General features: G+C 70.6%; 17 protein-coding genes. 12 read left to right on the forward strand and 5 right to left on the reverse strand.

All coding sequences use genetic code 11. The features are described 5' to 3' along the window. Positions 1-349 precede the first annotated feature (349 nt). Together OHO83_RS44055 and OHO83_RS44060 are read left to right on the forward strand one after the other, a co-directional pair. Positions 350-1873, forward strand: a complete 1524-nt coding sequence (locus OHO83_RS44055; protein WP_266681080.1) for an outer membrane protein assembly factor BamB family protein — start codon at positions 350-352, stop codon at positions 1871-1873. Positions 1874-2454: 581 nt separating this feature from the next. Continuing rightward, positions 2455-3099 (forward strand): response regulator transcription factor, encoded by a 645-nt coding sequence (locus OHO83_RS44060; protein WP_266681082.1) that lies wholly within the window; start codon positions 2455-2457, stop codon positions 3097-3099. 204 nt (positions 3100-3303) lie between these two features. Here OHO83_RS44060 and OHO83_RS44065 read toward each other — a convergent pair whose 3' ends face one another. Further along, positions 3304-4347 carry an NAD(P)-dependent alcohol dehydrogenase gene (locus OHO83_RS44065; protein ID WP_443066112.1) on the reverse strand — a complete coding sequence of 348 codons (1044 nt, stop codon included), beginning with the start codon at positions 4345-4347 and terminating at the stop codon, positions 3304-3306. Positions 4348-4447: 100 nt separating this feature from the next. Here OHO83_RS44065 and OHO83_RS44070 point away from each other — a divergent pair, with 100 nt between their 5' ends. The 3 genes from OHO83_RS44070 to OHO83_RS44080 all read left to right on the forward strand — a co-directional run bounded on the left by OHO83_RS44070 (position 4448) and on the right by OHO83_RS44080 (position 8856). Further along, positions 4448-5320 (forward strand): SDR family NAD(P)-dependent oxidoreductase, encoded by an 873-nt coding sequence (locus tag OHO83_RS44070; protein WP_266681085.1) that lies wholly within the window; start codon positions 4448-4450, stop codon positions 5318-5320. Between the two features lie 153 nt (positions 5321-5473). Further along, complete coding sequence (locus tag OHO83_RS44075) at positions 5474-6343, forward strand: branched-chain amino acid ABC transporter permease (protein WP_266681086.1); 870 nt, start codon at positions 5474-5476, stop codon at positions 6341-6343. A gap of 11 nt (positions 6344-6354) precedes the next feature. Continuing rightward, positions 6355-8856 carry an ATP-binding cassette domain-containing protein gene (locus OHO83_RS44080; protein ID WP_266681087.1) on the forward strand — a complete coding sequence of 834 codons (2502 nt, stop codon included), beginning with the start codon at positions 6355-6357 and terminating at the stop codon, positions 8854-8856. 85 nt (positions 8857-8941) lie between these two features. Here OHO83_RS44080 and OHO83_RS44085 read toward each other — a convergent pair whose 3' ends face one another. Both OHO83_RS44085 and OHO83_RS44090 read right to left on the reverse strand, forming a co-directional pair. After that, positions 8942-9235, reverse strand: a complete 294-nt coding sequence (locus tag OHO83_RS44085; protein ID WP_266681088.1) for a hypothetical protein — start codon at positions 9233-9235, stop codon at positions 8942-8944. Position 9236: 1 nt separating this feature from the next. Further along, positions 9237-9770, reverse strand: coding sequence for a flavin reductase family protein (locus OHO83_RS44090; RefSeq protein WP_266681090.1), 534 nt, complete (start codon positions 9768-9770; stop codon positions 9237-9239). 171 nt (positions 9771-9941) lie between these two features. Here OHO83_RS44090 and OHO83_RS44095 point away from each other — a divergent pair, with 171 nt between their 5' ends. The 7 genes from OHO83_RS44095 (at position 9942) to OHO83_RS44125 (ending at position 19407) form a co-directional block, all read left to right on the forward strand. After that, positions 9942-10379, forward strand: coding sequence for a nuclear transport factor 2 family protein (locus OHO83_RS44095; RefSeq protein WP_266681092.1), 438 nt, complete (start codon positions 9942-9944; stop codon positions 10377-10379). 62 nt (positions 10380-10441) lie between these two features. Next, positions 10442-11623, forward strand: a complete 1182-nt coding sequence (locus OHO83_RS44100; protein ID WP_266681094.1) for an LLM class flavin-dependent oxidoreductase — start codon at positions 10442-10444, stop codon at positions 11621-11623. Between the two features lie 72 nt (positions 11624-11695). After that, positions 11696-13036 (forward strand): FAD-dependent oxidoreductase, encoded by a 1341-nt coding sequence (locus OHO83_RS44105; protein ID WP_266681096.1) that lies wholly within the window; start codon positions 11696-11698, stop codon positions 13034-13036. Positions 13037-13068: 32 nt separating this feature from the next. Further along, a complete protein-coding gene (locus OHO83_RS44110; protein WP_266681098.1) occupies positions 13069-14625 on the forward strand; it encodes an aldehyde dehydrogenase in 1557 nt (518 codons plus the stop codon). A 46-nt stretch (positions 14626-14671) separates the two neighbouring features. Next, complete coding sequence (locus tag OHO83_RS44115) at positions 14672-15808, forward strand: acyl-CoA dehydrogenase family protein (protein WP_266681100.1); 1137 nt, start codon at positions 14672-14674, stop codon at positions 15806-15808. Positions 15809-15832: 24 nt separating this feature from the next. Beyond that, entirely contained in the window at positions 15833-17794 is a 1962-nt protein-coding gene (locus tag OHO83_RS44120; RefSeq protein WP_266681102.1) for an oxidoreductase, read from the forward strand. Between the two features lie 83 nt (positions 17795-17877). After that, positions 17878-19407, forward strand: a complete 1530-nt coding sequence (locus OHO83_RS44125; protein WP_266681104.1) for a GMC family oxidoreductase — start codon at positions 17878-17880, stop codon at positions 19405-19407. 69 nt (positions 19408-19476) lie between these two features. Here the strand turns inward: OHO83_RS44125 and OHO83_RS44130 are convergent, their stop codons facing one another. Then, positions 19477-20340 carry a 3-hydroxybutyryl-CoA dehydrogenase gene (locus tag OHO83_RS44130; RefSeq protein WP_266681106.1) on the reverse strand — a complete coding sequence of 288 codons (864 nt, stop codon included), beginning with the start codon at positions 20338-20340 and terminating at the stop codon, positions 19477-19479. A gap of 53 nt (positions 20341-20393) precedes the next feature. Beyond that, entirely contained in the window at positions 20394-23645 is a 3252-nt protein-coding gene (gene icmF / locus OHO83_RS44135) for a fused isobutyryl-CoA mutase/GTPase IcmF (protein WP_330280673.1), read from the reverse strand. Between the last annotated feature and the right edge of the window lie 72 nt (positions 23646-23717).

Here is a 23717-nt window from a genome sequence, read left to right on the forward strand (position 1 = left end):
GGGCCGGCGCCATGATGCGAGCGGCGTACGCGACCAACCACCACGGCGTCGTGCGCCTGTCGGTCTCAGCATCACCCGGAACAGGTCGACGATCCGTCGCGTGGCCAGGCGCAGACAGGCGACCTGCTACGCGAGGCCGGACTCCGCGACGCCGCCGGCCTCATCGTCACGCGGCTGACGCGTTCGCACGCGAACACTGCGAGGCGGGCTCCAGGCCCGTCCACCGACTCGTGGCACTCATGGACGCCGAGTCCTGAATGCCGGGGCCCGCTGCCCCTCGCCTCGGGCCGCTCCACCGTTCGCGCGCTACGATCAAACGCCGCATCTCTGGGGAGGGATACGGCAGTTGATGCCTGGGGGCGATGTGGTGGAGGACAGCAGACCTGCGCGCAGAACGGCGGGAGCTGTATGGGGGAGGGCGCTGCTCGTCGTGGGGGCCGGGCTGGTCGCCGGGCTCGCGGTGGCCTTCCACTGGTTCGGCTGGACCTCGATTCCTGGCAACGCGTGCGGCGGCAGTTTTAGCCCCTGCCCCGACGGCACCACTCCCACCATCCTGCTGGCGTTCCTGTGCTCCTTCGTGGGGATGACCCTGGTCACCTGGCGGGTTGGTGAACTGACCAGGGTCCGGCCCGGCAAGGTCCTGCCCGCCGTGCTCGTCGTGACGGGCATGGTCCTCGCCTTCTGGCCGGGATGGCAGGCGTACGCGTGGATGCGCGGCCCCGTCCTCGACCGTGCCTGGGACGCGCCGGTCGACCGGCCGGGCACCGTGAAGGGCGTGGGCAACTGGGTCCTGGACGGCGCAGTCGTCCGCGCCCGCACCGACGGTCTGGCCAGCTACGACCTCGCCGACGGGCGTGAGCGCTGGAGCGTGGACGCGCCCGTGCGCGGGTCGGCGTGCGCGATGAGCGACACCGTGGTCGCCGGTATCGGTGTGATCGCCTTCGGCCGCGAGGACGAGCCGTGCGACACGGTGTGGGGCGTGGACACCACGAGCGGCCGCAAGCTCTGGGAGCGGAAGATCACGGGCGGCGCCGGGTTCGGGCCGCCCACGGACGGCAGGGTGGCCGCCGACAGCGGCGTCGCCGTCGTCCTGGAGGACACCGCAGTACGGGGCTTCGCCCTGCGCGCGGGCGTCCCGCGGTGGAAACTGGACCTGGGCGAGGGCTGTTCGCCGGTCGTCGCCTCGGCCGCGGCGGGCCGTACCCGGGTGGTTGTCCAGTGCACGCGAGGCTCCGCGTTCCGCTCGCTGGAACTGGTCTCGCTGGACACCGCGACCGGCACCCACGCTCGCCGTACCGCGCTGCCGGCGGAGAGCCGCTGGGAGGCGGTCATGGTCCTCTCCGCCCGGCCGTTCGCGCTCTGGCTCAAGGAGAAGGACGACCGCGGGACCGACGCCGTGCTCGCCTTCGACGACCATGACCGCCTGCGCGGGACGGTGAAGGTCTCGGAGCGGGAGGAAGACCTGCGCATGACCGTGGACGCCGGACGGGGCTTCGACGCCAGGCCCGCGCTCCGCGCCGTGGTCGTCGGCGACGTTCTGGTGACCGCGGTGACGAAGCCGGGCGAGGCCGTCCCCGGCGCCGTGTCCGGCTACGGGCTCGGCAGCGGACGGCGTCTGTGGCACGCCGGGGCGGGCGGGCCGGTCACGGCTCTCACCCGACTGAACGGGAACCGGCTCGCCGTCCTCGCGGGCGGGCGGATCGGCTCCCTCGACCCGCGCACCGGACACCTCACCAAGGGGCCGCTGATCCGCGAGGGCGCGGACGATGTCGCCGAGGCCGCCCAACTTGTGCCCGGCCGAGACGGCGGCTGGATCCTCGTCAACGCCGACGGGACCGGCGTCACACCGCCCCTCCTCGGGGTCAGCCGCTGACCGTTGCGCAGTTCGCCGACCGGGTGCCGGCCCACGGGAAACGGAACGGGCGCCGAGCGGCATGGCGCCGGAGGTGGACCGGTGAGGCGGCCCGGGCCGGATCTGCGGGAACGGTGACCGCTCACGGGGCGGGGACTCATACAGGGACGTGACAGATGCCGGCGGAAAGAGCAATGCGACAACGAACTGGGCCCAGCGCCTCGGGTATTCGGTGACGTACCGCTGCGCCCATATCTCGCCGTCCACAATCCACACGTGAGTGGTCACGCCCTCCCGAACTGCCGAAGCGGCACACCTGTTACGCCCCACCGGCGCACTTCAGCAAGATCGTGTTTCGAGCTCTGAGGACCGATCGCGCCACGCGGCGCAAGAGAGCCGGCGGATCCAGGGCGGAGCGGTTGGCCGTCGAACCGGCGGGCGCAGAGGGTGCACGCCCCTCGCGAAGGAGCGCTGCAGTTGGCCCGTGAGCGTTGTATTTGGTCTGGATAAGCACTCCAGGTGGCCTGCAGGGTAGTGATCTTGGTGCCGTCTTGCAGTCAGGTGCGGGCGGTTCCCCCTCGCCCCGATGGAAAGGGAAGCGCGTGATCCGCGTTCTGATCGTTGATGACCAGAGCATCATCCGTTCCGGCCTGCGCTCGGCGCTGGAGGCCGCGGACGGGATGGAGGTCGTTGGTGAAGCCGCTGACGGTGCTCAGGCCGTCAGTGCCACCAGGGAGTACCGTCCCGACGTCGTCATCATGGACCTGCACCTGCCCAACGGCGGAGGGGTGGAAGCCACTGTCCAGCTGGTGCGGATGGAGGAGTCTCCTCGGGTTCTGGCGCTGACCCGCCTCAGCACCGACGACGTCGTTCTCCAGGCGCTCAACGCCGGAGCCGGGGGCTTCCTCGAGAAGGACCTCATTGCCGGCGAGCTGGCCGCCGCGGTGCGGACCTTGGCGGCCGGCGGACTCGTTCTGTCGCCCGAGAACATGAAGAGGCTGGTCAGCCGGGCACCGGAGCGTGGTTCCGGCTTCCTGAGGGAGAAGATCCGCACCCTCACAGACTCCGAGCGCGCTGTCCTGGCCCTCATCGGTGCTGGGCACGCCAACCAGAGCATCGCTGAGACTCTTCAACTGTCCCTGGCCAGCGTGAAGACGTATGTCTCCCGAATGCTCGCCCGGCTCGGCCTCGAAAACCGGACTCAGGCCGCGATCCTTGCCCACGAGGCCGATCTGGTCGGTGCCTGACGCGTTCGGTGGCACGCGAACTGAGCGCTGTGCTTGGACATGCGGGCCAAGTACAGCGCTCAGTCAAAGCTGTTGTGAGGCAGCGCTCCAGTCGGAGACGCCTGCCGATCGGTGCCGCGGGATCAAGGGTTCGAGGCCGCGGCCTGTCAGCGGGGGCAGACCACTGTAGGAGCGGGGGTTGGCGTCGCGCCCCTCTTCGGTCCGCTACGGGTCGGGCACCAACACGGCTCGCCCTCCCATCGCGCCTTGCCTCAGCCGATGGAATGCCGTCTGTGCGGCGGACAACGGGAACTGCTCCGTCTCGACATGGAGTGTTCCGGCGCGTGCCAGTGCGACGACCTCGGCGAGTTCGGGCCGAGTACCCCAGAACGGAAGAGAGAGCCGGAAGCCAGGCGGGAGGAATCCAGGCTTGCGTACGGTCAGTTGACCGCCGCCGCTGCCGACGATCACGAGCTCACCGCCCGGGCGCAGGATCTCGGTGGCGAGGGCAAGGGTCGCCTCGTTGCCGACGAAGTCGAGCACGGCGTCCGCTCCCACGCCGCCGGTGCCGGTCCGAAGTGCCCGGCTGGTGTCCGCCCGGATGAGCGTCGAGGCATGGGCACCGGACCGGTGAGCGAGCGCGAGCGCCGCCTCGCGGATGTCGACCGCGAGAACACGACTCGGCGTGGTGGCGCGGAGGATCTGGATGGCCAGGTGGCCGAGCCCGCCGACGCCGATGACCACGGCGGTCGAGCCGTCGCCGAGCGCGTGCCGGACTCCGGCTGTGGCGTGGTACGAGGTCAGGCCGGCGTCGGAGAGCGGCGCGGCCTGGTCGGCGGCCAGATCGCCGATCGGTACCAAGTGGCGGGCGGATGGGACGAGTACGTACTCGGCCATCCCGCCGTCCCGGCCGAGTCCGACACCGTGCCAGCCGAGGTCGCCGCGCCGGTCGCAGTAGTTGTCCCGGCCCGCGGAGCAGCGTGCGCATAGACCGCAACCCCACGGGCCGTAGACCACGACGCGTTCGCCCGGCGTCGCGCCGTCGGCATCGGGGCCGAGAGTCTCGACGCGTCCGGCGACCTCGTGGCCGAGAGTGAACGGCGGCTCGTAGGGAAGCGCGTCCGATGCCGCGTCGACGACATGCACATCGGACTGGCAGAGTCCCGCGGCCTCCACCCGCACCAGCACCTCGGTCGCGCGGGGGACCGGGCGCTCGACGTCCACGAACGCCGGTCCTCGACCCCAACCCGTCAGCCGCACTGCCTTCATGGTCACCGTCCCGCCTCTTGTCAGATCGACAGCGGTGACGGTAACAGAGACGAAGTCAGTTCAGTATCGATATGCCCGCAGGGGCTGAGGGAGTATCAGGATGAGCAGCGACACGCGGCAGGGCCGGGGCGTGCAGCCGGGCCAGGACACACGGGAGAGCCGGGACGCGCAGCAGGGCCCCGGCGCGCAACAGGGCCGGTTCGCGGGCAAGGTTGCGATGGTCACGGGGGCCGGCTCCGGCATGGGCGCGGCCGTCGCCCGGCAGCTCGCCGCCGAGGGGGCCCGGGCCGTGCTCCTCGCCGACGTGAACAGCGAGAATGTCGGCACCGTCGCCAAGGAGCTGTCCGTCGGCCGGGCGGTCGCCCTCGACGTGGCGGACGCCCCGGCGGTCGACGCGGCCGTCGCGGACATCGTGCGGGAACACGGGCGGCTCGACGTCGTGGTGCACGCGGCGGGCGTCGACGACCCCGAGGCCAAGCAGCTGATCGCGGACGCGCTGGTCGACGGGCGTCCGGCCGAGGTGACCGACCGCCTCACCGACGCGGCCTGGCGGCGCGTCATGCGGATCAACCTCGACGGCACCTTCCATGTGCTGCGCGCTGCGGTGCGTGTCATGCGGCCGCGGAGGACGGGCGCGATCGTCGTCATCGGCTCCTCGTCGGCCTTCGACACCCCCGTCGGCTACCCCCACTACGCCGCCTCCAAGGCGGGCGTCCACGCGTTGACGCAGGCCGTGGCCAAGGAGGTCGTCGCGTCCGGGATCAGGGTGAACGTGGTCGCGCCCGGTCCGACGGAGACCGTTATGGCGGCGCGCACTCCGGCGGCGCTGCGCAGCGGTTTCGCCGACCCGCGGGTGCGCCCGTACGCGACCCCCGAGGAGATCGCCGACATCGCCCTGTTCCTCGCGGGGGAGGCGGCGGCGAATCTGGTCGGCGCGGTGCTGCTGGCCAACGGCGGCCGTTTCACGGTCTGAGCCGAATCCGTCCCCGCACAGGTCTTGCCCGCCCGGGACTGGATGCTTACCGTTCAGGAGGCAAGTTCATGAATTGAGTTCAGTTCGTCAATCGCTCCGGGTGACGCCGAAGGTCCCGGAGCGCGGGCGCTCGGGCACGAGGAGACGGTCGACGTGGATCAGTTCCTGCTCATCCTGGTGAGCGGTCTCGCCAGCGGTGCGGTGTACGGCCTGATGGGCCTCGGGCTGGTGATCATTTATCGGGCGACGGACGTGGTGAACTTCGCTCTCGCCAGCCTCGCGACCGTCGGACTGTACGCGGCACTGACGCTGTACGAGAAGGGTCTGCCGCTCCTCGTGACCGCCGCGGTCGCGATCGTCGTCACCGCCGCGGTCGGCCTGGTGGCCCGGGAAACGGTGATCCGGCCACTGGCGCAGGGGGAGTTGCTCTCGGCCCTGGTCATGACCATGGGCGTCTCGCTCATCGCGGAGAGCGTCATCAGCACCATCTGGGACGACCAGCCACGGCTCTTCCCGAGCCTGGTGGACGGCTCCGTCTCGATCGGCGGCTCGGCGATTCCGACGCAGAGCCTGCTGACCATCGGCGTGGCGGCGGTGGCGATGGCGCTGGTGGCGTATCTCTTCGGGCGGACGACCATCGGCTCCGCCATGCGGGCCGTCGCCGAGTCCGCCGACACCGCGCAGATCCTCGGCCTCGGCTCGCAGCGCATCGCGCGGATCGCCTGGGCGCTCGGGCTCGGCCTCGCCGCGCTCGCCGCGTTCCTCTACGCGCCCCGGGCGGGACTGGTGCCGACGGTGCTCAGCGCGCCGCTCTTCCGCGCCTTCGCCGGGATCTTCCTCGGCGGGCTGACCAGCATGTACGGCGCTGTGGTCGGCGGGCTGACGGTCGGCGTGCTCGACAACCTCGCCGCGGGTTACGTCTCGGCCGGCTACCGCGACACGTTTGTGTTCTCGTTCACCATCCTCGTGCTGCTGATCCGCCCTCAGGGGCTCTTCGGTGTGCGCACGTTCCAGCGGGTCTGAGGGAGCGGTCCATGTCTGTCTTCAGTCGCACCAACCTCGCCAAGGCGGCGCTCGGGCCGCTGGCCGCGGTCGTACTCATCCTCGTACTGAACGCGGGGCTCATCCCGCCCTACCAGGCGTACTCCGTGGGGCTCGCCGCCGTGTACACGGTCCTTGTCCTCTCGGTCGGGCTGCTCGCTGGGTGGGCCGGGATCTGGTCGATCGCCCATCCCGCGTTCTTCGCCCTGGGCGCCTACTTCGCCGCGTACGGCAGCACGCACGGCTGGTCCCTGGAGTCCGTGGTGCTCGGAGCCGCCGGGTGCGCCGCGGTGTTCGGGGCGTTCCTGGGCGGCGCGGGCGCTCGGTTCTCGATGCTGTACGTGGCCCTGCTCACGCTCGCGTTCACCATGGTGTCGCTGGAGGTGATGGGACAGTGGGCCGACGTGACCGGCGGCGACCAGGGCATTCCGATGGAGAAGCTGGACAGCGCCCTGGGTCTCGGCACGCTGGCCAGCGCCGGTTCGCAGGCGCAGTACATCGCAGTGGGGGTGGCAGGGGTCGCGCTCGCGGTGGCCGCACTGGCCCGGCCCAGCGCCCTTCGGATGCGGCTCGTCGCCGCCAAGTCCCACCCGATGGCGGCCCGTTCCATCGGCATCGCGCCGGAGGCCCAGTCGGCGCTGGCCTTCGCCGTCAGCGCCGTGTTCGCCGCGGTGGCGGGCGTCCTGCTGGCCCTGGTCGTCGGATTCGTCAGCCCGGACCCCTTCTCGCTGGCCCTCGCGATCTCACTGATCGCCGCGTGTGTGCTGGGCGGCCCGGGCACCCTGCTGGGCGCGGTCGTCGGCGGCGCCTACCTGACCTGGGCGCCGACGGCCGCGGAGAGCACCGGGGTACCGCAGCCGATCCTCCAGGGAGTCGTGCTCATCGCCGCACTGCTGTTCCTTCCGGGCGGAGTGGTGCTCTTCCTCGGGCGAACGGCACGCCGCCTCGTGCGCAAGCCGGCCCCGCACGGCCCGACCACCGTAGAGCTGCCGGAAGGGCCCCCGCAGCCGGTGCCCGCCCCCGCAGCCACCGCTCCCGAACTGCTGCGGCTCGACGAGGTGACCGTTTTCTTCGGCGGACTCAAGGCACTCGAAGGCGCCTCGGTGTCGGTACGGGCGGGCGAGACGCTCGCGATCATCGGTCCCAACGGCGCGGGCAAGACGACACTGCTGAACGTCCTGTCGGGGCTCGTCGGCGGCGGACGGGTGGTGGGCAGTGCCCGGTACGGCGGCAGGCCCCTGCTCAAGTCCCGGGCCACCGCCCGCCGTCGGCTCGGCATCGGGCGCACCTTCCAGCACGCCGAGACGTTCCCCGAACTCACGGTCCTGGAGAACGTGCTCTGTACCCATCGCCGGGTCACCGCGCGGCACCGGGCCAGAGCCGCGGAGCTGCTGGACCGTGTCGGCCTCGCACATGTCGCCGACCGCTACCCGGCCGAGTTGCCGTTCGGTCTGCACAAGCGCCTCGACCTCGCCAGGGCACTGGCCGAGGACCCCGAGCTGCTCATCCTGGACGAGCCGTTCGGTGGCCTCGACGCCACCGAACGCACCGTGCTGGCCCGGCAGATCGTGCGGCAGCAGGAGCGCGGCACTGCCGTCGTGATCATTGACCATGTCCTCGACGACTTGTTCTCCGTAGCCCACCGGGTGGTCGCCTTCGACTTCGGCCGGCCGATCGGGGAGGGCGAGCCCGGCAAGATCCTCGACGATCCCCGGGTGCGCTCGTCCTACCTGGGCGAGGGCGGCGCCCACGACGAACTGCCGCCCAGAGACGGCACCGAGCGCGCCGCCGTGCGGCTCGACGCCGTGGACCACGCCTACAGCGGCGTGACCGCTCTGCACGGAGTCGACCTCACCATCGGCCGGGGCAGCGTGGTCGGGGTCGTCGGTGCCAACGGCGCGGGCAAGAGCACGCTGGGCCGAATCCTGCACGGCTCCCTCCCGCCCACCCACGGCCGGCGCACCACCGAACCGGGCTTGCGGACCGCGCTGGTGCCCGAGGGCCGCGCCCTGTTCAAGACGCTCTCCCTGCGCGAGAACCTGGAGGTTGCCGGGTACGCAGCGGGCATCAAGGGAGCCGACCTGCGGGCCCGGCTCGCGGAGACCGCCGAGTGGCTGCCGCCGCGGCTGCGCGAGCGGATGGGCATACCCGCCGGCGGACTGTCCGGCGGTGAGCAGCAGGTCCTGGCCATCGCGCGAGCCTTGATGGCGAGCCCCGACCTGCTGATCGTCGACGAGCCGGCGCTCGGCTTGTCCCCAGCCATGGTCGACGAGGTGTACGCCCGCATCGGCCGCCTCGCCCACGAGGGCATGACGGTCGTCCTCCTCGAACAGTCGCTGGGCCGCGCCGCGTCCGCCTGCCACGAGGTGGTCGTGCTCCATGAGGGCGCCGTCGCCGTCTGCGGCGAACCCGGCGACCCGGAGTTCGTCACCCGCGCCGAACGGGCCTACTTCGACGGGCCGGACGACCTTCCCGCTGCGGTGGCGCAGAGCTGAGCCGGGCGCGGTCGGGAACGCGCGTCGTTGCCGACCGCGCCGGCGCGCAGGCACTTCGCCGCGCGCGCTGGAGCAGGGGAGGAGGTCAGCCGATATCCGGCCCGGACCGGACGATGTGGGCCTGGATGTGGCCCTCGTGCAGCCACCCCGACGATGCCGCGAACGCGAGCATCTTCTCGAATGCTGCTGTCCATTCGCTGGTCCCGGGGCCTGATGCGCGAATCCAGTCGCAGCGCACGAAGGCCGAGCCGTCAGCGAGACGGCCGAACTGCCCGGCTCGTTCGGTGAGCGTCTGCGGGTCGTCGGTCACCACGCTGAACCTGGTCAGGTCGTGGGGTTCGGCGAGCCGGACATCGTTGTGACGCGCATCGACATACATGTCAACTCCTTGCCAGGGACCGGAAGGTGCTGGCGTGAAAGACCACCGGGGCAACCGCGGCGTGCGGTGCGAGCCGGTCGACCTCGAGGAGCGCGATGACATGATCCCCTGCGGGGACCTCCTGGACGATCCGGCACTCCAGCCACAGCGCCGCGCCCACCACGAACACCGAGCCCGGCGGCTCGGCCACCCAGCCCACGGACGCGAACCGGTCGGAGGTCTTCGACGCAAGGGCGCGCGCCACGGGCCCCTGGTCTTCCGCGAGCACGCTGACACCCAGGCACGCGGCCCTTCGCAGGACCGGCCAGGTGGTGGAGGTGCGGGCGACACACAACGAGACCAGCGGTGGTTCCAGCGAAACGGACGTGAACGAGCTGGCCGCGATGCCGGTGGGCAGGCCGTCCACGAGGCCGCAGACCGCCGTGACGCCGGACGGGAAGCGCCCATAGGCGCCTCGCAGTACATCCGCGGTCAGGTCCCCGTTGTCGACGAATGTCTCCGCGGTGCCCGTGCTTCCGATAGCTGCCTCGCCCACAGTCAACCCCTCCCGAACCTAATTCATTTTATGTGAGCGTACCCATCGCGGCCCTGGGTGGGGAAGAGTGGTGCCGGCCCGGAATTCACTGGGGTACGCCCATTGACCCTCGGTCACCGGCGGCCTAGATTCACGTTCGATCTAGCCGAACTAAACTCAGTTAGGTATCTTGTGGAACAAGAGGGACTGCGGCAGGCGAACATGGCGATCGCCGAGCGCTATCTTCAGGCGATCAATGACTGGGACTTCGACGTGAAGCGCGAACTGCTCGCGCCCGACGTGGTCTTCGAGATGCGGTGGGCCCCGGAAGGGTTTCCGCGGCGCATAGACGGTGTGGAGGCAGTGATGGAATTCCTCGCCCCGCTGCCCGAGTCCATCGCCACCGAGGGTCTCCACGACATCCGTATCGAGACCCTGCACTCCGATCCGGGCCAGGTCGTCACCTTCTACAAGAGCGACATGACCATGGTGCGACCCGTCGAGTACAAGAACGAGTACGTCACCTGCTTCACCATCCGGGACGCAAGGATCGTCCACTTCGTGGAGCACTACGACCCGATCCCGCTGGTCGTCGCATTCGGCGGCAGCGTGACGCCGCCCTCGCTCTGACGCGCACGCTCCGGCGTTTGCACCCTGCCCACGAACGCTCACCCCTGAGAGGGGCAACGACCATGTCCGTATCCCACTACCCGGCCGACTTCGGCGTCTTCATGGCTCCCTTCCACAAGATCGGCGTCAGCCCCACCGTTCTCTTCGAGCGGGATCTGGCCGTCATCGAGCTGGCCGATCGCCTCGGCTTCCAGGAGGCATGGCTGGGGGAGCACCACTCCGGGGGGCATGAGCCGATCGGGGCCCCCGAACTGATGCTCGCCGCGGTCGCGCGCACCACGCGCACCATCAAGCTCGGTACGGCAGTGAACTCGCTGCCGTACCACAACCCGTTTCTGCTGGCCGAGCGCCTGGTGATGCTCGATCACCTCACCCACGGACGCGCGATCATGGGCTTCGGCCCCGGGCAGTTGGTATCCGACGCGTACATGCTCGGCATCGACCCGTCCACCCAGCGGGACCGGATGCTCGAGGCCGCCGAGGTGGTCATGCGGCTCCTGCGCGGTGAGACCGTCACGCAGAAGAGCGACTGGTTCGACCTGCACGAGGCGAAGCTGCAATTGCGTCCCTACACCGTCCCCGAACTGGACGTGGTCGTCGCGGCGGTCACCTCACCGTCGGGCCCGGTGACAGCCGGCAGGCTCGGCATCGGCATGATCAACCTCTCCGCGAGCTCACCGGCGGCCTTCAAGGCACTCCGCACGCACTGGGGCATCGCGGAACGGGAAGCCGCGAGCCATGGCCGGACCGTCGATCGCAGGAATTGGCGTCTGTCCGCCATCACCCACATCGCCGAGACCGAGGAGCAGGCCCGCGCGGACTGCCGCCACGGCTTCGAAGAGATCTGGAACTACCTCTCCCACATATCGCCGCTCCCTGCTTCGGACAAGCCCGACGTCGACGGAATGATCGGCGACGCGATCGAGTCCGGGTCGGTGCTGATCGGGACCCCGGACACCGCGATCGAACTCATCAGGAAGCTGGCCGACCAGACCGGCGGCTTCGGCAGCTTCGTGATGACGCTGACCGACTTCACCACTTTCGACAGGCAGAAGCGCGCGGTCGAACTCTTCGCCGAGTACGTCATCCCTGAATTCAGGGGGCAGTTGCAGTCCGTGCGTGAGCACAACGCCTGGGTGCGTGACAACGAATGGAAGACCGAGACCATGGCGGCGATCAACGCGGCCTCCCAGAAGTACGCCCGGCAGACGGCCGCGGCCCAGCAGGCGTCCGAGGCCCGCTGACCGGCCCGGTCCCGGGTGGTGGGTGCCGGCGCACTGCGCCGGACAGTCGATTCGTTGGCCGGAGGAGCTGGCATGCACAAAGAAGACGTCGACCTGCTGATCATCGGGGCGGGGATGGCGGGGCTGACCGCGGGTGCCCGTGCCGTCCGCGACGGCCTGTCCGTGGTGATCGTCGAGATCGGCGAGGACGTCGGCGGTTCGGCGCGCTTCGCCGGCTATGCGTGGACCGCTCCGAGCCACGACGTCATGGAGCAGCACAACCCGAGCGGGGACAGCGCGCTCAAGCGCGCCCTGGTGGACCGCTTCGACGACGGCATCTCATGGATCCGCTCCCTCGGCGTGGAGGCCAAGGACGCACAACGCGTCCTCAGCTTCGGCCGCGGGCACCAGTTCGACACCAACCACTACGTCGACACCTGCCGGCGCCTGATCGTCGAAGGTGATGGCGAACTTCTGCTGGAGACCGACGCAGAGGGGCTGGTGGTCGAGGACGGTGTCGTCGCCGGAGCGGATCTGCGGACGGCGGACGGCACGCGCAGGCGGGTCAGGGCGCGCGCCACGCTCCTCGTGACCGGCGGTTTCCAGGGTGACCTCGCCCTCCGCGCCGCCCATGTGCACCCCGCGGCCGATCGCATGCAGCTCCGCTCCAACCCCCATAGCCGCGGCGGCGGTTACCGTCTCGCCACGCGCGCCGGAGCCGCCGCCGGCCACGACAACGCCGGCTTCTACGGGCACCTGATCCCCAGCGGGATCCCCTTCGCCGACCCGGCCGACTTCGTCGACATGTCGCTCTACTACAGCGAGCACGCACTGCTCCTCAATCTGCGGGGCGACCGGTTCGTCGACGAGACGCTGGGCGATCACCTCACCGCGATGGCGCTCCTGGAGCAGCCTGAAGGCCGCGGTCTGCTCATCGCGGACGCCCGGGTCTTCCGCGACTGGATCGTCGGCTCCTATGTCGAAGGCGCCGTCGCCGTCGATAAGTACGCGCTGGCGAGCAAGCGGGGCGGTCGCGTCGGGCTCGCCGAGGACCTCGACGAACTGGCTTTCCTGCCGGAGGAATGGGGCTACGACGCCGATACCGTCCGCACCGCCGTCCGGCAGTTCAACGAGCACGCCGCGGCGGGCAAGGACCCGGTCCCCGGCCGGGAGCTGGACCACCTGCCGCTGGACGAACCGCCGTACTACGTCATCGAGACGGTCCCGGCCATCACGTTCCCGTTCCACGGCCTGCGCATCGACGACCGGGCCCGTGTCCTGGGCGAGGACGGCCGCCCCATCGGTGGGCTCCTGGCAGCCGGATCGGACACCGGCGGCCTCTGGCACCGCGCCTACGCGGGCGGCATCGCCTCGGCCCTTGTCTTCGGACTGACCGCCGCGGACACCGCCCGCGCGGCGACCTACCACTCGTGACCGGACACAGACGTGCAAGCGCAGGAGGCAGCATGAAAGCCATCGATCACAAGGCCTTCTTCATCAACGGAGCCTGGCGAGCGGCCGACGGCACGGACCGTTTCGACGTGATCTCCCCGAGGTCGGAGCAGCGCATCGGCAGTGTCCCGGCCGCCTCGAAGGCGGACATCGACGCCGCGGTGGCCGCGGCCCGGCACGCGTTCGACGCAGGGGAGTGGCCCCGGCTCACCCCGGCGGAGCGTGCGGACTATCTCTCTCGCCTCGCGGACGGGATCGAGCGGCGACGGAACGAACTCGCCGAGCTGATCACCGAGGAGCTCGGCTGCACGCTGTTCCTCTCGCAGATCTACCAGACGGTGTCGCCTGTCATGAGCTTCAACTACGCCGCCGAGATCGGCCGGTGCCTGCAGACGGCCGAGGTGCGCGTCAGCGATCTGTCGCGGCTCGGGGGCGAGTCGGCGGGCGGCGGCATCATCCCCATGGCCGGGTCCAGCCTGGTCGTCAAGGAACCCGTCGGGGTGGTCGCCAGCTTCCCGGCGTACAACTTCGCGCTTCCTGCGATCGGTCAGAAGGCCGGACCGGCGCTGATCGCGGGCTGCACCGTCGTCGTCAAGGTCACCGAACCCAACCCCCTGGCCCTCTTCGTCGTCGGTGAGATCTGCGAGGAGATCGGTCTTCCGCCCGGCGTCCTCAACATCGTCGCCGCGCGGGCACCGGAGTCGGACTACCTGGTGCGCCACCCCGGTGTGGACATGGTCAGCTTCACCGGCTCGGTCGAGGTGGGTGCGAGGATCGCGGCGGCCTGTGGAGAACTCATCCGGCCGTGCGTCCTTGAACTCGGTGGCAAGTCCGCGGCCATCGTCCTGGAGGACGCGAAGCTGGAGGACGTCGTTCCGGTCCTGGTGGGGGCCAGCGTCGGCACCAACGCCGGCCAGAGCTGCGTCGCCCAGACCCGGCTCCTCGTACCCGAGTCGCAGTACCGCGCCTATGCCGAGGCCCTGGCCGACGGATTCGCCTCGCTCAAGGTCGGCGACCCCATGGACGCCGACACGGCGGTCGGTCCGCTGGTCACCTCGCGTCAGCGTGAACGCGTCGAGTACTACGTGGATGTGGCGCGCAAGGAGGGCGCGACGATCGCCCACGGCGGCCGCCGGCCCACGCACCTGAGCCGTGGGTGGTACTACGAGCCGACCCTCGTATCCGACGCGCACAACGGGATGAGGGTGTCGCGGGAGGAGATCTTCGGACCCGTCGCCTCGCTCATTCCGCACCGCGGCGAGGACGACGCCGTGCGGATCGCCAACGACAGTGAACTGGGCCTGGCCGGTTCCGTGTTCACCGCGGACACGGCGCATGGCTTCGAGGTCGCCCGGCGCGTGCGCACCGGCACGTTCTCGGTCAACACCTTCGCGGCAGATCTGGGCTCCGCGTTCGGCGGGTTCAAGAAGTCGGGCCTGGGACGCGAGCACGGCCCGGACGCCGTACAGGAGTACCTGGCGACGAAGACGATCTCGATCGACCCGAGCCGACAGCTTCCGGAGTCGGTCACCAGGAACGTCCCCCGCGGAACCGGCCCCGGGGCTCGCTGACCGCCTGCCAAATCCCCTCTCGCCACCCGAGCACGATGGAGTTCCGATGCACAGCCGTCACCCCGAGATCGACCCCCAGTCGCTGTCCGAGACCGACGAACAGCGCGAACTCCGTTCCATCCTGCGGGACTTCTTCACCGACGCGAGCGGCCCCGAGGCCGTCCGCAAGCACCTGGCCACCCCACGCGGATTCGACGAGGCGCTGTGGGCGCGGCTCGCCGGCGAGATCGGCGTGCACGGGCTGGCGATCCCCGAGGAGTACGGCGGATCGGGCTTCACCTTCGCCGAGCTCGCCGTGGCGCTGGAGGAGTCGGGGCGCGTCCTTTATTGCGCACCGGTGCTGCCCACGGTGGTCCTCGCCGCGCAGGCCCTGCTCAACAGCGAGGACCGGCAGGCGTGCACGCGCTACCTGCCACGGATCGCGGACGGCACCCTCACCGCAACAGTGGCCGGTTTCGACGACGCCGCCAAACCCGGCATCAGCGCTCAACACGGGGCGTCGGGCTGGGTGTTGCGCGGTGCGGCCGACTTCGTGCTCGACGGGGCGGGGGCGGATCTGATCGTGGTGCGGGCCCAAACCCCCGACGGTGCAAGGCTGTTCGCCTGTGAGCCGCTCGTGGGCACCTGCCTGCGGACACCGCACCGCGTCCTGGACGAGACGCGCCGACAGGCACGGGTGGAGTTCAGCGGCGCACCCGCCACGCTTGTGGGCGAGTCGGGTGATGTGACGGCGACCCTCGACGCCGGGCGGGCAGCGCTCGCCGCCGAACAGATCGGCGGCAGCGGCCACGCGCTGGACGCCACCGTCGAATTCGTCGCGCAGCGCCAGCAGTTCGGGCGCCCCATCGGCTCGTTCCAGGCGGTCAAGCACCGGCTGGCCGACGTGCTGGTCGCCCTTGAGGCGGCCCGATCGGCATCCTCGTACGCGACCGTCTGCGTGGCCACGGCCTCGCCGCAGATGCCGGTGGCCGCGAGCGCCGCTGCCGCGGTCTGCTCGGAGACGTTCCGTCTGGCGACGGCCGAGTACGTCCAGCTGCACGGCGGGATCGGATTCACCTGGGAACACCCGGCTCACCTCTACGTGCGCCGAGCCCGCAGCGCCGAAGTGCTTTTCGGCACAGTGGACCAGAACCGCGCCAGGCTCGCCGAACTCGTCGGGCTCGCCCCCCGATCCGCCGCCTGAGCGGGCAGGGAGATGCCGAATCCCATGAAGCACCCCACCGATCTCGCCCTCGCCGCGCCGTTCACGCTCGGCGCTCTCACCCTGCGTAACCGCCTTGTCGCCACTGCCCATGCCACCGCGGCCGTCGCGGACGGGGCCCCTACGGAGGCCGACGCGGCCTACTGGCGACGCCTCGCCCAGGGCGGCGCCGCGATGGTGATCACCGGTGGCACCGCCGTCGCCCCCGAGTCGACCCTGCCGCAGCGCTATCTGACCGAGGCGTGGCGCCCGGAGATCAAGGACGCCGTGCGCCGCCGGGCCGAGGCCATCACCGAGGGCGGCGCCGTCGCCATCGCGCAGCTCGTCCACCTCGGCCGTGAGACCCTGGGCGCGGGTACCTACTACGCCCCGGTCTCCGCCGCCGCCGTCCGCTCGCCCCGCGAGGCATCCGCGCCGCACGCGCTGAGCACCGAGGAAGTACGCGGTGTCGTCGACGCGTTCCGCATCTCGGCGGCGAACAGCGTGCAGGCCGGCTTCCACGGCGTCGAGCTGCACGCGGGGCACGGCTATCTGCTCGCCCAGTTCCTCTCCCGTGTCACCAACACCCGTGACGACGGCTACGGCGACCGCATCGCCCTGCTCGCCCAGGTGATCGACGCGATCCGCGCCGAGATCGGTCAACTCCCCATCGGCGTAAGGGTGTCGGTGGAGGCCGGCAAAGCCTCCGGGCTCGGCCTGGACGACCTGATCGAGCTGCTTCCACGGCTCGACGCCGCCTCGCCCTTCACGTACGCCAACGTGACGACCGGCGTCCGCAACACGTACGTCCCCGGCATGGCGACGACCCGCCCGCCGCTCCTCGAATCCGTGGCCCGGCTGCGTGCAGCGGTCGCCGTGCCACTGCTGGTCAGCCAGGGGTTCCGTGGGGTGGCCGATATCGAGCGGGCGCTGGACGCGGGCGCCGATCTCGTCGGCATGGCGCGGCCGTTCATCGCCGACCCGGACTTCGCCCGCAAAGTGAGCTCCGGCGACGAGCGCGCCATACGCCCCTGCACCGGCTGCAACGAGGGCTGCCGGACCTTCGAGCCCACCGGGTCCTGCTCGGTGAATCCCGAACTCGGCCCGCCAGGAGCCACCGCCCGCCCGGCCGTTCCCCTGCTCCTGCGCCGGCGCCCCGGCTCCCGGAGCGGGCCCGTGGCCGTCCTGGGCGCGGGGCCCGCCGGCATGGAATGCGCGATGGCGCTCGCCCGCACCGGCGCCACGGTGGTCGTCTTCGACAGCGCGCGAGAAGTCGGCGGCCAGGCCCGCCTCGCCGCGCTCGCAGCGCACCGCCCGGGGTGGCAGAAGCTCGTCGATTTCCAGCGCGACCAGCTCTCCGACCTCGGCGTGCGCGTACGTTTGGGCACATCCCCGATGTCCGCCGAACTCGTGGAGTACGCCCACATCGTGCTCGCCACCGGCGCCGAGGAGACCGCGGTCCCTGTGCCGGGCGAGCTGCCAACGCTCACCAGCACGGACTTCCTCCAGCAGTACGCCGACGTGGTGCCGCGGGCCCCCAGGGTCGCCGTCCTCGACGACGGCTTCGGCTGGTGGCAGGGCGTCAGCGCCGTCGAGAGCGCGCTGGCGGCCGGCGCCCGCGAAGTCACGCTCATCACCCCCGGCAACGGATTCGCCACGGGCCTGTCGCCGGAGAACCGCACCCAGCTGATGAACCGCCTCACCGGCGCGCCGCTCCGTGTCGTCGCCATGAACGGCGTGATGTCGACGACCGCGGACGGCGTGCGGCTGTGCCATGTCCTGGACGGCGCGGAGACCGACCTCACTGCCGACGTCCTGGTGACCGTCGGCGAACGCCACCCGCGCCGCCCGGACTTCACCCCGGCCGACGGGCAGAGCGTCCGAGCCGTCGGCGACTGCGTCGTGCCGCGCCGCATCGCCCATGCCGTCGCCGAAGGTCGCGCGGCCGCGGAGGCGGTCGCCGCGGGACCGCCGTCGGCCATGTCCTGAGCCGAAGGACCTCGCGGGGCACCGCTCAGCGGTGGCCCGCCCGCGTGTTGATTCCCGACCATCCCAAGAAGAGCGAGGTAGCAATGACACGTCGCATCGTGGTGTGTGGAGGCGGCTCCGCAGGAGGAGTTCTGGCCGCTCGGCTCAGCGAGGACCCCGGCAACTCGGTCACGCTGATCGAGGCGGGCCCCGACTACCGCACGCCGGAGGAGACCGCCCCCGAGGTCCTCGACGCCGACAAGATCGGGTTCACCACGCACGACTGGGGCTACACGTCGACCGACGAGGTCGCCGAGGCCGACAACATCCCGATGTTCGGCAAGGTGAAGAAGGAGTCCGTCCCCGTCCTGCGGGGCAAGGTCATCGGCGGCTCCTCATCCGTCAACGGCGCCAACGCCCTGCGTCCCACCCCGGACGACCTCGCCCGCTGGACCGGCCTCGGCAACGACCGCTGGTCCTGGGACCAGGTCCTGCCCTACCTGAAGAAGCTGGAGGACGACCCGGCCGGCGGTGAACTGCACGGCACCGGCGGCCCCGTGCACATCGAGCGCTTCACCGAAAGCAGCGGGCTGCGCCCGGTCCAGGCCGCGTTCCTGGACGCCTGCGCCCAGGCCGGCCACTCCGTGCACGAGGACATGAACGGCGCCGACCAGCTCGGCGCGGGCCCGCTTCCCCTCAACCGCGCGAACGGCATCCGCCAGAGCTCCGCCATCGCCTACCTCGGCCCGGCGCGCGGCCGTACGAACCTCACCGTCCTCGGCGAACGGACCGTGGACCGCGTCGAGTTCACCAAGGACGCCACGGCACGTGCCGTACTTCTCACCGACGGAACCCGCCTGGAAGCCGACCTGATCGTCCTCGCCGCGGGCTCGATCGGCAGCCCGTCGATCCTGATGCGCTCCGGCGTAGGCCCGCGGCGGATCCTCGACGAGCTGTCCATACCGGTGGTCCGCACCCTTGAAGGCGTCGGCCGGAATCTCCGCGACCACCCGATGGTCTACCTCACCTACCAGGTGGACGAGGAAGCCGTCGGCGAACTCACCCCGCCCCTGCAGAGCGTGCTCACTTTCGCCGCGAGCGGCGCCGACAGCGGCGACGCTGTCGACCTGCACGCCGTCGTTCTGACGATGGAGCCCGGGGAGCTGCTGGTGCCGCTCGTCCTGTACCGCCCGTACTCCCTGGGCAGCATGGAGATCGTCTCCCGCGACCCGGACGCCGCACCGCGGATCGGTCTCGGCCTCTTCGAGCACCCCGACGACCTGCGGCGCATGGTGTCCGGCATCCGCCACATGCGGCAGATCATGGAGTCGTCCCCGCTGCGGAAATACATCAAGGCCGAGACTTGGCCCGGCCCCGCGGTCACCACCGACGCCGACCTGGTCCACGCCGTCCTCCAGGGCAAGAACACCTGCTGCCACGCCGTCGGGACGTGTGCGATGGGCGGTGAGGGGACTTCCACCGCGGTCGTCGACCAGTACGGCAAGGTGCACGGCACGGACGGTCTGTACGTCGTGGACGCCTCGATCATGCCGGACATCCCGGCGCTGCCGACCAACACGACGACCATGATGCTGGCCGAGCGCATCGCCGACGACCTGCGCATGGGCGGCTGACCCGCACGGTACGTGAAAGCCGGCCGCTGTCCAGCGGCCGGCTTTCACGTATGTGGTGAGGTGTTGTCGTCAGGCGTCGTACGCGTAGAACCCGCGCCCGCTCTTACGGCCCAGATGCCCCGCGGTCACCATCCGCTGCAGCAGCGGAGGAGCGGCGTACAGGGGCTCCTTGAACTCCTCGTACAGCGAGTCGGCCACGGCCTGCGCGGTGTCCAGGCCGATCAGGTCGAGCAGCCGCAGCGGCCCCATCGGGTGGGCGCAGCCCAGCTCCATCCCGCGGTCGATGTCCTCGGGACGGGCCGCGCCGGACTCGACCATGCGGATCGCGGCGAGCAGATACGGCACGAGCAGCGCGTTGACCACGAAGCCCGACCGGTCGGGTGCCTGCACGACCTCCTTGCCCAGCCCCTCGGCGGCGAAGTCGCGGGCGCGGGCCAGGGTGTCGGCGCCGGTGGTGAGGGCGGGGATCAGCTCGACGAGCTTCTGCACCGGTACGGGGTTGAAGAAGTGCAGGCCCACCACCTGGGAGGCGCGGCCGGTGGCGACGGCGAGGTCGACGACGGGGATCGACGAGGTGTTCGTGGCGAGCACCGCGTGCGGATCGGCCACCACCTTGTCCAGCTGACGGAAGACCTCGAGTTTCACCTCCCGGCTCTCGGCGACGGCCTCGACGACGAACTGCCGGTCGGACAGGTCTCCCAGGTCATGCGTGAACGAGAGCCGGGCGAGTGCGTGGTCACGGTCGGCCTCGGTGAGCTTGCCGCGTCGCAGCCCGCGGTCGAGGGACGCGGTGACGCGGGCGCGGCCGATGGCGGCGAGTTCGGGGGTCGATTCGGCGACGGTCACGTCCAGGCCGCGCAGCGCGGCGACCTCGGCGATGCCGGAGCCCATGAGGCCGCAGCCGACGACGCCGAGGCGGGAGATGGCAGTCATGAACATCCCTTCTTGTTGGAGGAGTTGGCGGGAGTCGGTGTTGTGGAGGGGCATCAGACGTTGCGCCGGTACGCCCCGCCCACCTCGAAGAAGGCCTCGGTGATCTGCTGGAGCGAACAGACCCGCGCGGCGTCCATCAGCACGGCGAAGACGTTCTCCCCGTCGGCCGCGGCCCGCTTGAGCTCGGCGAGGGCGGCGCGGGCCAGGTCCTCGTGGCGAACCTGGAAGTCATGGACGCGGTCGAGCTGGGACTGCTTCTCCTGCTCGGTGGCGCGGGCCAGTTCGACGACGGGCGCGCCCTGCCCTTCCTCGGCACGGGGGGCGCGGAAGGTGTTGACGCCGATGATCGGCAGGGACCCGTCGTGCTTGCGCTCCTCGTAGAGCAGCGACTCGTCCTGGATACGGCCGCGTTGGTAGCCGGTCTCCATCGCGCCGAGCACCCCGCCCCGCTCACTGATCCGCTCGAACTCCGTGAGCACCGCCTCCTCCAGGAGATCGGTGAGTTCGTCGATGATGTACGAGCCCTGCAGTGGGTTCTCGTTCATCGCCAGGCCCCACTCGCGGTTGATGATCAGCTGGATGGCGAGTGCCCGTCGGACGGAGTCCTCGGTGGGGGTGGTGACCGCCTCGTCGAAGGCGTTGGTGTGCAGGCTGTTGCAGTTGTCGTAGATCGCGATGAGGGCTTGCAAGGTGGTGCGGATGTCGTTGAAGTCCATCTCCTGGGCGTGCAGGGAGCGGCCGGAGGTCTGCACGTGGTACTTGAGCTTCTGGCTGCGCTCGTTCGCCCCGTACCGGTCGCGCATGGCGACGGCCCAGATGCGCCGGGCCACCCGGCCGAGCACCGAGTACTCCGGATCCATGCCGTTGGAGAAGAAGAACGACAGGTTCGGCGCGAAGTCGTCGATGTCCATCCCGCGCGCCAGGTACGACTCGACGTACGTGAACCCGTTGGCGAGCGTGAAGGCGAGCTGGCTGATCGGGTTCGCCCCGGCCTCGGCGATGTGATAGCCCGAGATGGACACGGAGTAGAAGTTGCGGACGTCCTGCTCGATGAACCACGCCTGGATGTCACCCATCATGCGCAGGCTGAACTCCGTCGAGAACAAGCAGGTGTTCTGGCCCTGGTCCTCCTTGAGGATGTCGGCCTGTACGGTGCCGCGCACAGTGCGGAGCACCTCGGCCCGGATCTCCCGGTCCTGCTCGGGTCCGGGCGCGTGGCCATGCTCGGCGGCGTATGCGTCGAGCCTCTGGTCGATGGCGGTGTTGAGGAAGAACGCGAGGATCGTGGGCGCCGGGCCGTTGATCGTCATCGACACGGACGTGGTCGGTGCGACCAGGTCGAACCCGTCGTACAGCGCCTTCATGTCGTCCAGTGTTGCCACCGAGACTCCCGAGGTGCCGACCTTGCCGTAGACGTCGGGGCGCGGATCGGGGTCGCGGCCGTACAGCGTGACGGAGTCGAAGGCCGTGGACAGGCGGGTCGCCTCGCCACCCTCGGACAGCAGCTTGAACCGGCGGTTGGTACGGAACGGATCGCCCTCGCCGGCGAACATCCGCGCCGGGTCCTCGCCCTCCCGCTTGAAGGGGAACACCCCGGCCGTGAAGGGGAACGAGCCCGGCAGGTTCTCCTCCCGCAGGAATCGCAACAGCTCCCCGTGGTCCGTGTACCGCGGCAGCGCCACGCGCGGTATCCGGCTGCCCGACAGCGACTCTCGCACAAGGCCGGTGCGCAGCTCCCGGCCGCGGACGGTGAACACCAACTCGTCGCCGCTGTAGGCCTGCACGGTGCGCGGCCACTGCTCCAGCGCACTCCGGGCATCCTCGCCCAACCGCTCCCGTGCCTCGCCGAGCAACCGGTCGACGTCGGAGGCCGAAGCGTGCGCACCAACCAACTCCGCGCGCACCGAAGTCAGTTGCTGAACCCGTCGGGCCGCCTCGGCCTGGTCACTGGTGCGCGCATGGTACGTACGCACCGCCTCGGCGATGTCGGACAGATAGCGCGCCCGCGACGGGGGCACGATCTGGGCCGCACCACTGGAATGGCGGACCGCCACCGCGGGCAGCGCGCCGGGGCGGACCGGCATGCCCCGCTCGCCGAGCAGGGTGCGCAGATGCTGGTAGAGCGCGGTGACGCCGTCGTCGTTGAAGGTCGCGGCACTGGTGCCGAAGACCGGCATCTCGTCGGGGCGGGAGCTGAACGCCTCTCGGTTGCGCACGAGTTGGCGTCCGACGTCGCGCATCGCGTCCGCCGCGCCACGCCGCTCGAACTTGTTGATGGCGACGACGTCCGCGAAGTCGAGCATGTCGATCTTCTCGAGCTGAGAGGCGGCGCCGAACTCGGGCGTCATGACGTACAGCGACACATCCGCGTAGGGCACGATCGCCGCGTCGCCCTGGCCGATGCCGGGCGTCTCGATGATGACCAGGTCGTAGCCGGCCGCCTTGCAGGCCGTGATCGACTCTGCCAGACCTTCGGGGAGTTCACTGCTGCCCCGCGTGGCCAGCGAGCGGAAGAAGACCCGGTCGCCGTCGAGGGAGTTCATGCGGATGCGGTCGCCGAGCAGGGCGCCGCCGCCCCGGCGCCGGGTGGGGTCCACGGCGAGGACCGCCACCCGCGGCGCGTCCCGCTGGTCGGTGCGGAGCCTGCGGACGAGCTCGTCGGTCAGCGAGGACTTGCCGGATCCGCCGGTGCCGGTGATGCCGAGCACCGGCACCGGCCGCGCCCCGGCCGCCTTCTCGAGCGCGCGCAGATCCGCGGCGGGCACGGTACCGGCGGCTGCCCCGGACAACAGCCGGGCCAGTGCCTGGCGCTCACCGGCCAGCACCCGGCCGATCTCGGCGGGCGCCTCCTCCCACGGGGCGGTGTCGCACTCCTCGATCATCGCCCGGATCATGCCGACCAGGCCGAGCCGCTGCCCGTCCTCGGGCGAGAAGATCCGTACGCCCGCCCGCGAGAGACGCTCGATCTCCTGCGGCACGATCACGCCGCCGCCCCCGCCGAAGACGCGCACCCGTCCGGCGCCGCGCTCCCGCAGCGACTCGACGAGGTACTCGAAGTATTCGATGTGGCCGCCTTGATAGGAGCTGACGGCCACCCCCTGGACGTCCTCCTCCAGGGCGGCGTCCACGACCTCGCTCACCGAACGGTTGTGCCCGAGGTGGATCACCTCCGCGCCCTGGGCCTGCAGGATGCGCCGCATGATGTTGATCGACGCGTCATGGCCGTCGAAGAGGCTCGAGGCGGTCACGAAGCGGACGGGATGCTGAGCGCGGTACGGCCGCGCCGCCGCGTCACCGGCGGACATATGCACTCCTGACTGCCCTCTGCCCGCGTCGACAGGGGGCGGATACGGGTGGGACCGGTCGGGGCCGAGGGC

This window comes from Streptomyces sp. NBC_00569 (genome assembly GCF_036345255.1).
In the GTDB taxonomy this organism is placed as follows: Bacteria; Actinomycetota; Actinomycetes; order Streptomycetales; family Streptomycetaceae; genus Streptomyces.

What these genes read in the sequence shown, in the direction of transcription:
- OHO83_RS44055 (WP_266681080.1), top strand. Translation starts at nt 350, where the DNA reads ATGCCTGGGGGCGATGTGGTGGAGGACAGCAGACCTGCGCGCAGAACG.
- OHO83_RS44065 (WP_443066112.1), bottom strand. Translation starts at nt 4,347, where the DNA reads ATGAAGGCAGTGCGGCTGACGGGTTGGGGTCGAGGACCGGCGTTCGTG.
- OHO83_RS44070 (WP_266681085.1), top strand. Translation starts at nt 4,448, where the DNA reads ATGAGCAGCGACACGCGGCAGGGCCGGGGCGTGCAGCCGGGCCAGGAC.
- OHO83_RS44080 (WP_266681087.1), top strand. Translation starts at nt 6,355, where the DNA reads ATGTCTGTCTTCAGTCGCACCAACCTCGCCAAGGCGGCGCTCGGGCCG.
- OHO83_RS44085 (WP_266681088.1), bottom strand. Translation starts at nt 9,235, where the DNA reads ATGTATGTCGATGCGCGTCACAACGATGTCCGGCTCGCCGAACCCCAC.
- OHO83_RS44100 (WP_266681094.1), top strand. Translation starts at nt 10,442, where the DNA reads ATGTCCGTATCCCACTACCCGGCCGACTTCGGCGTCTTCATGGCTCCC.
- OHO83_RS44105 (WP_266681096.1), top strand. Translation starts at nt 11,696, where the DNA reads ATGCACAAAGAAGACGTCGACCTGCTGATCATCGGGGCGGGGATGGCG.
- OHO83_RS44110 (WP_266681098.1), top strand. Translation starts at nt 13,069, where the DNA reads ATGAAAGCCATCGATCACAAGGCCTTCTTCATCAACGGAGCCTGGCGA.
- OHO83_RS44115 (WP_266681100.1), top strand. Translation starts at nt 14,672, where the DNA reads ATGCACAGCCGTCACCCCGAGATCGACCCCCAGTCGCTGTCCGAGACC.
- OHO83_RS44120 (WP_266681102.1), top strand. Translation starts at nt 15,833, where the DNA reads ATGAAGCACCCCACCGATCTCGCCCTCGCCGCGCCGTTCACGCTCGGC.
- OHO83_RS44125 (WP_266681104.1), top strand. Translation starts at nt 17,878, where the DNA reads ATGACACGTCGCATCGTGGTGTGTGGAGGCGGCTCCGCAGGAGGAGTT.
- OHO83_RS44130 (WP_266681106.1), bottom strand. Translation starts at nt 20,340, where the DNA reads ATGACTGCCATCTCCCGCCTCGGCGTCGTCGGCTGCGGCCTCATGGGC.
- icmF (WP_330280673.1), bottom strand. Translation starts at nt 23,645, where the DNA reads ATGTCCGCCGGTGACGCGGCGGCGCGGCCGTACCGCGCTCAGCATCCC.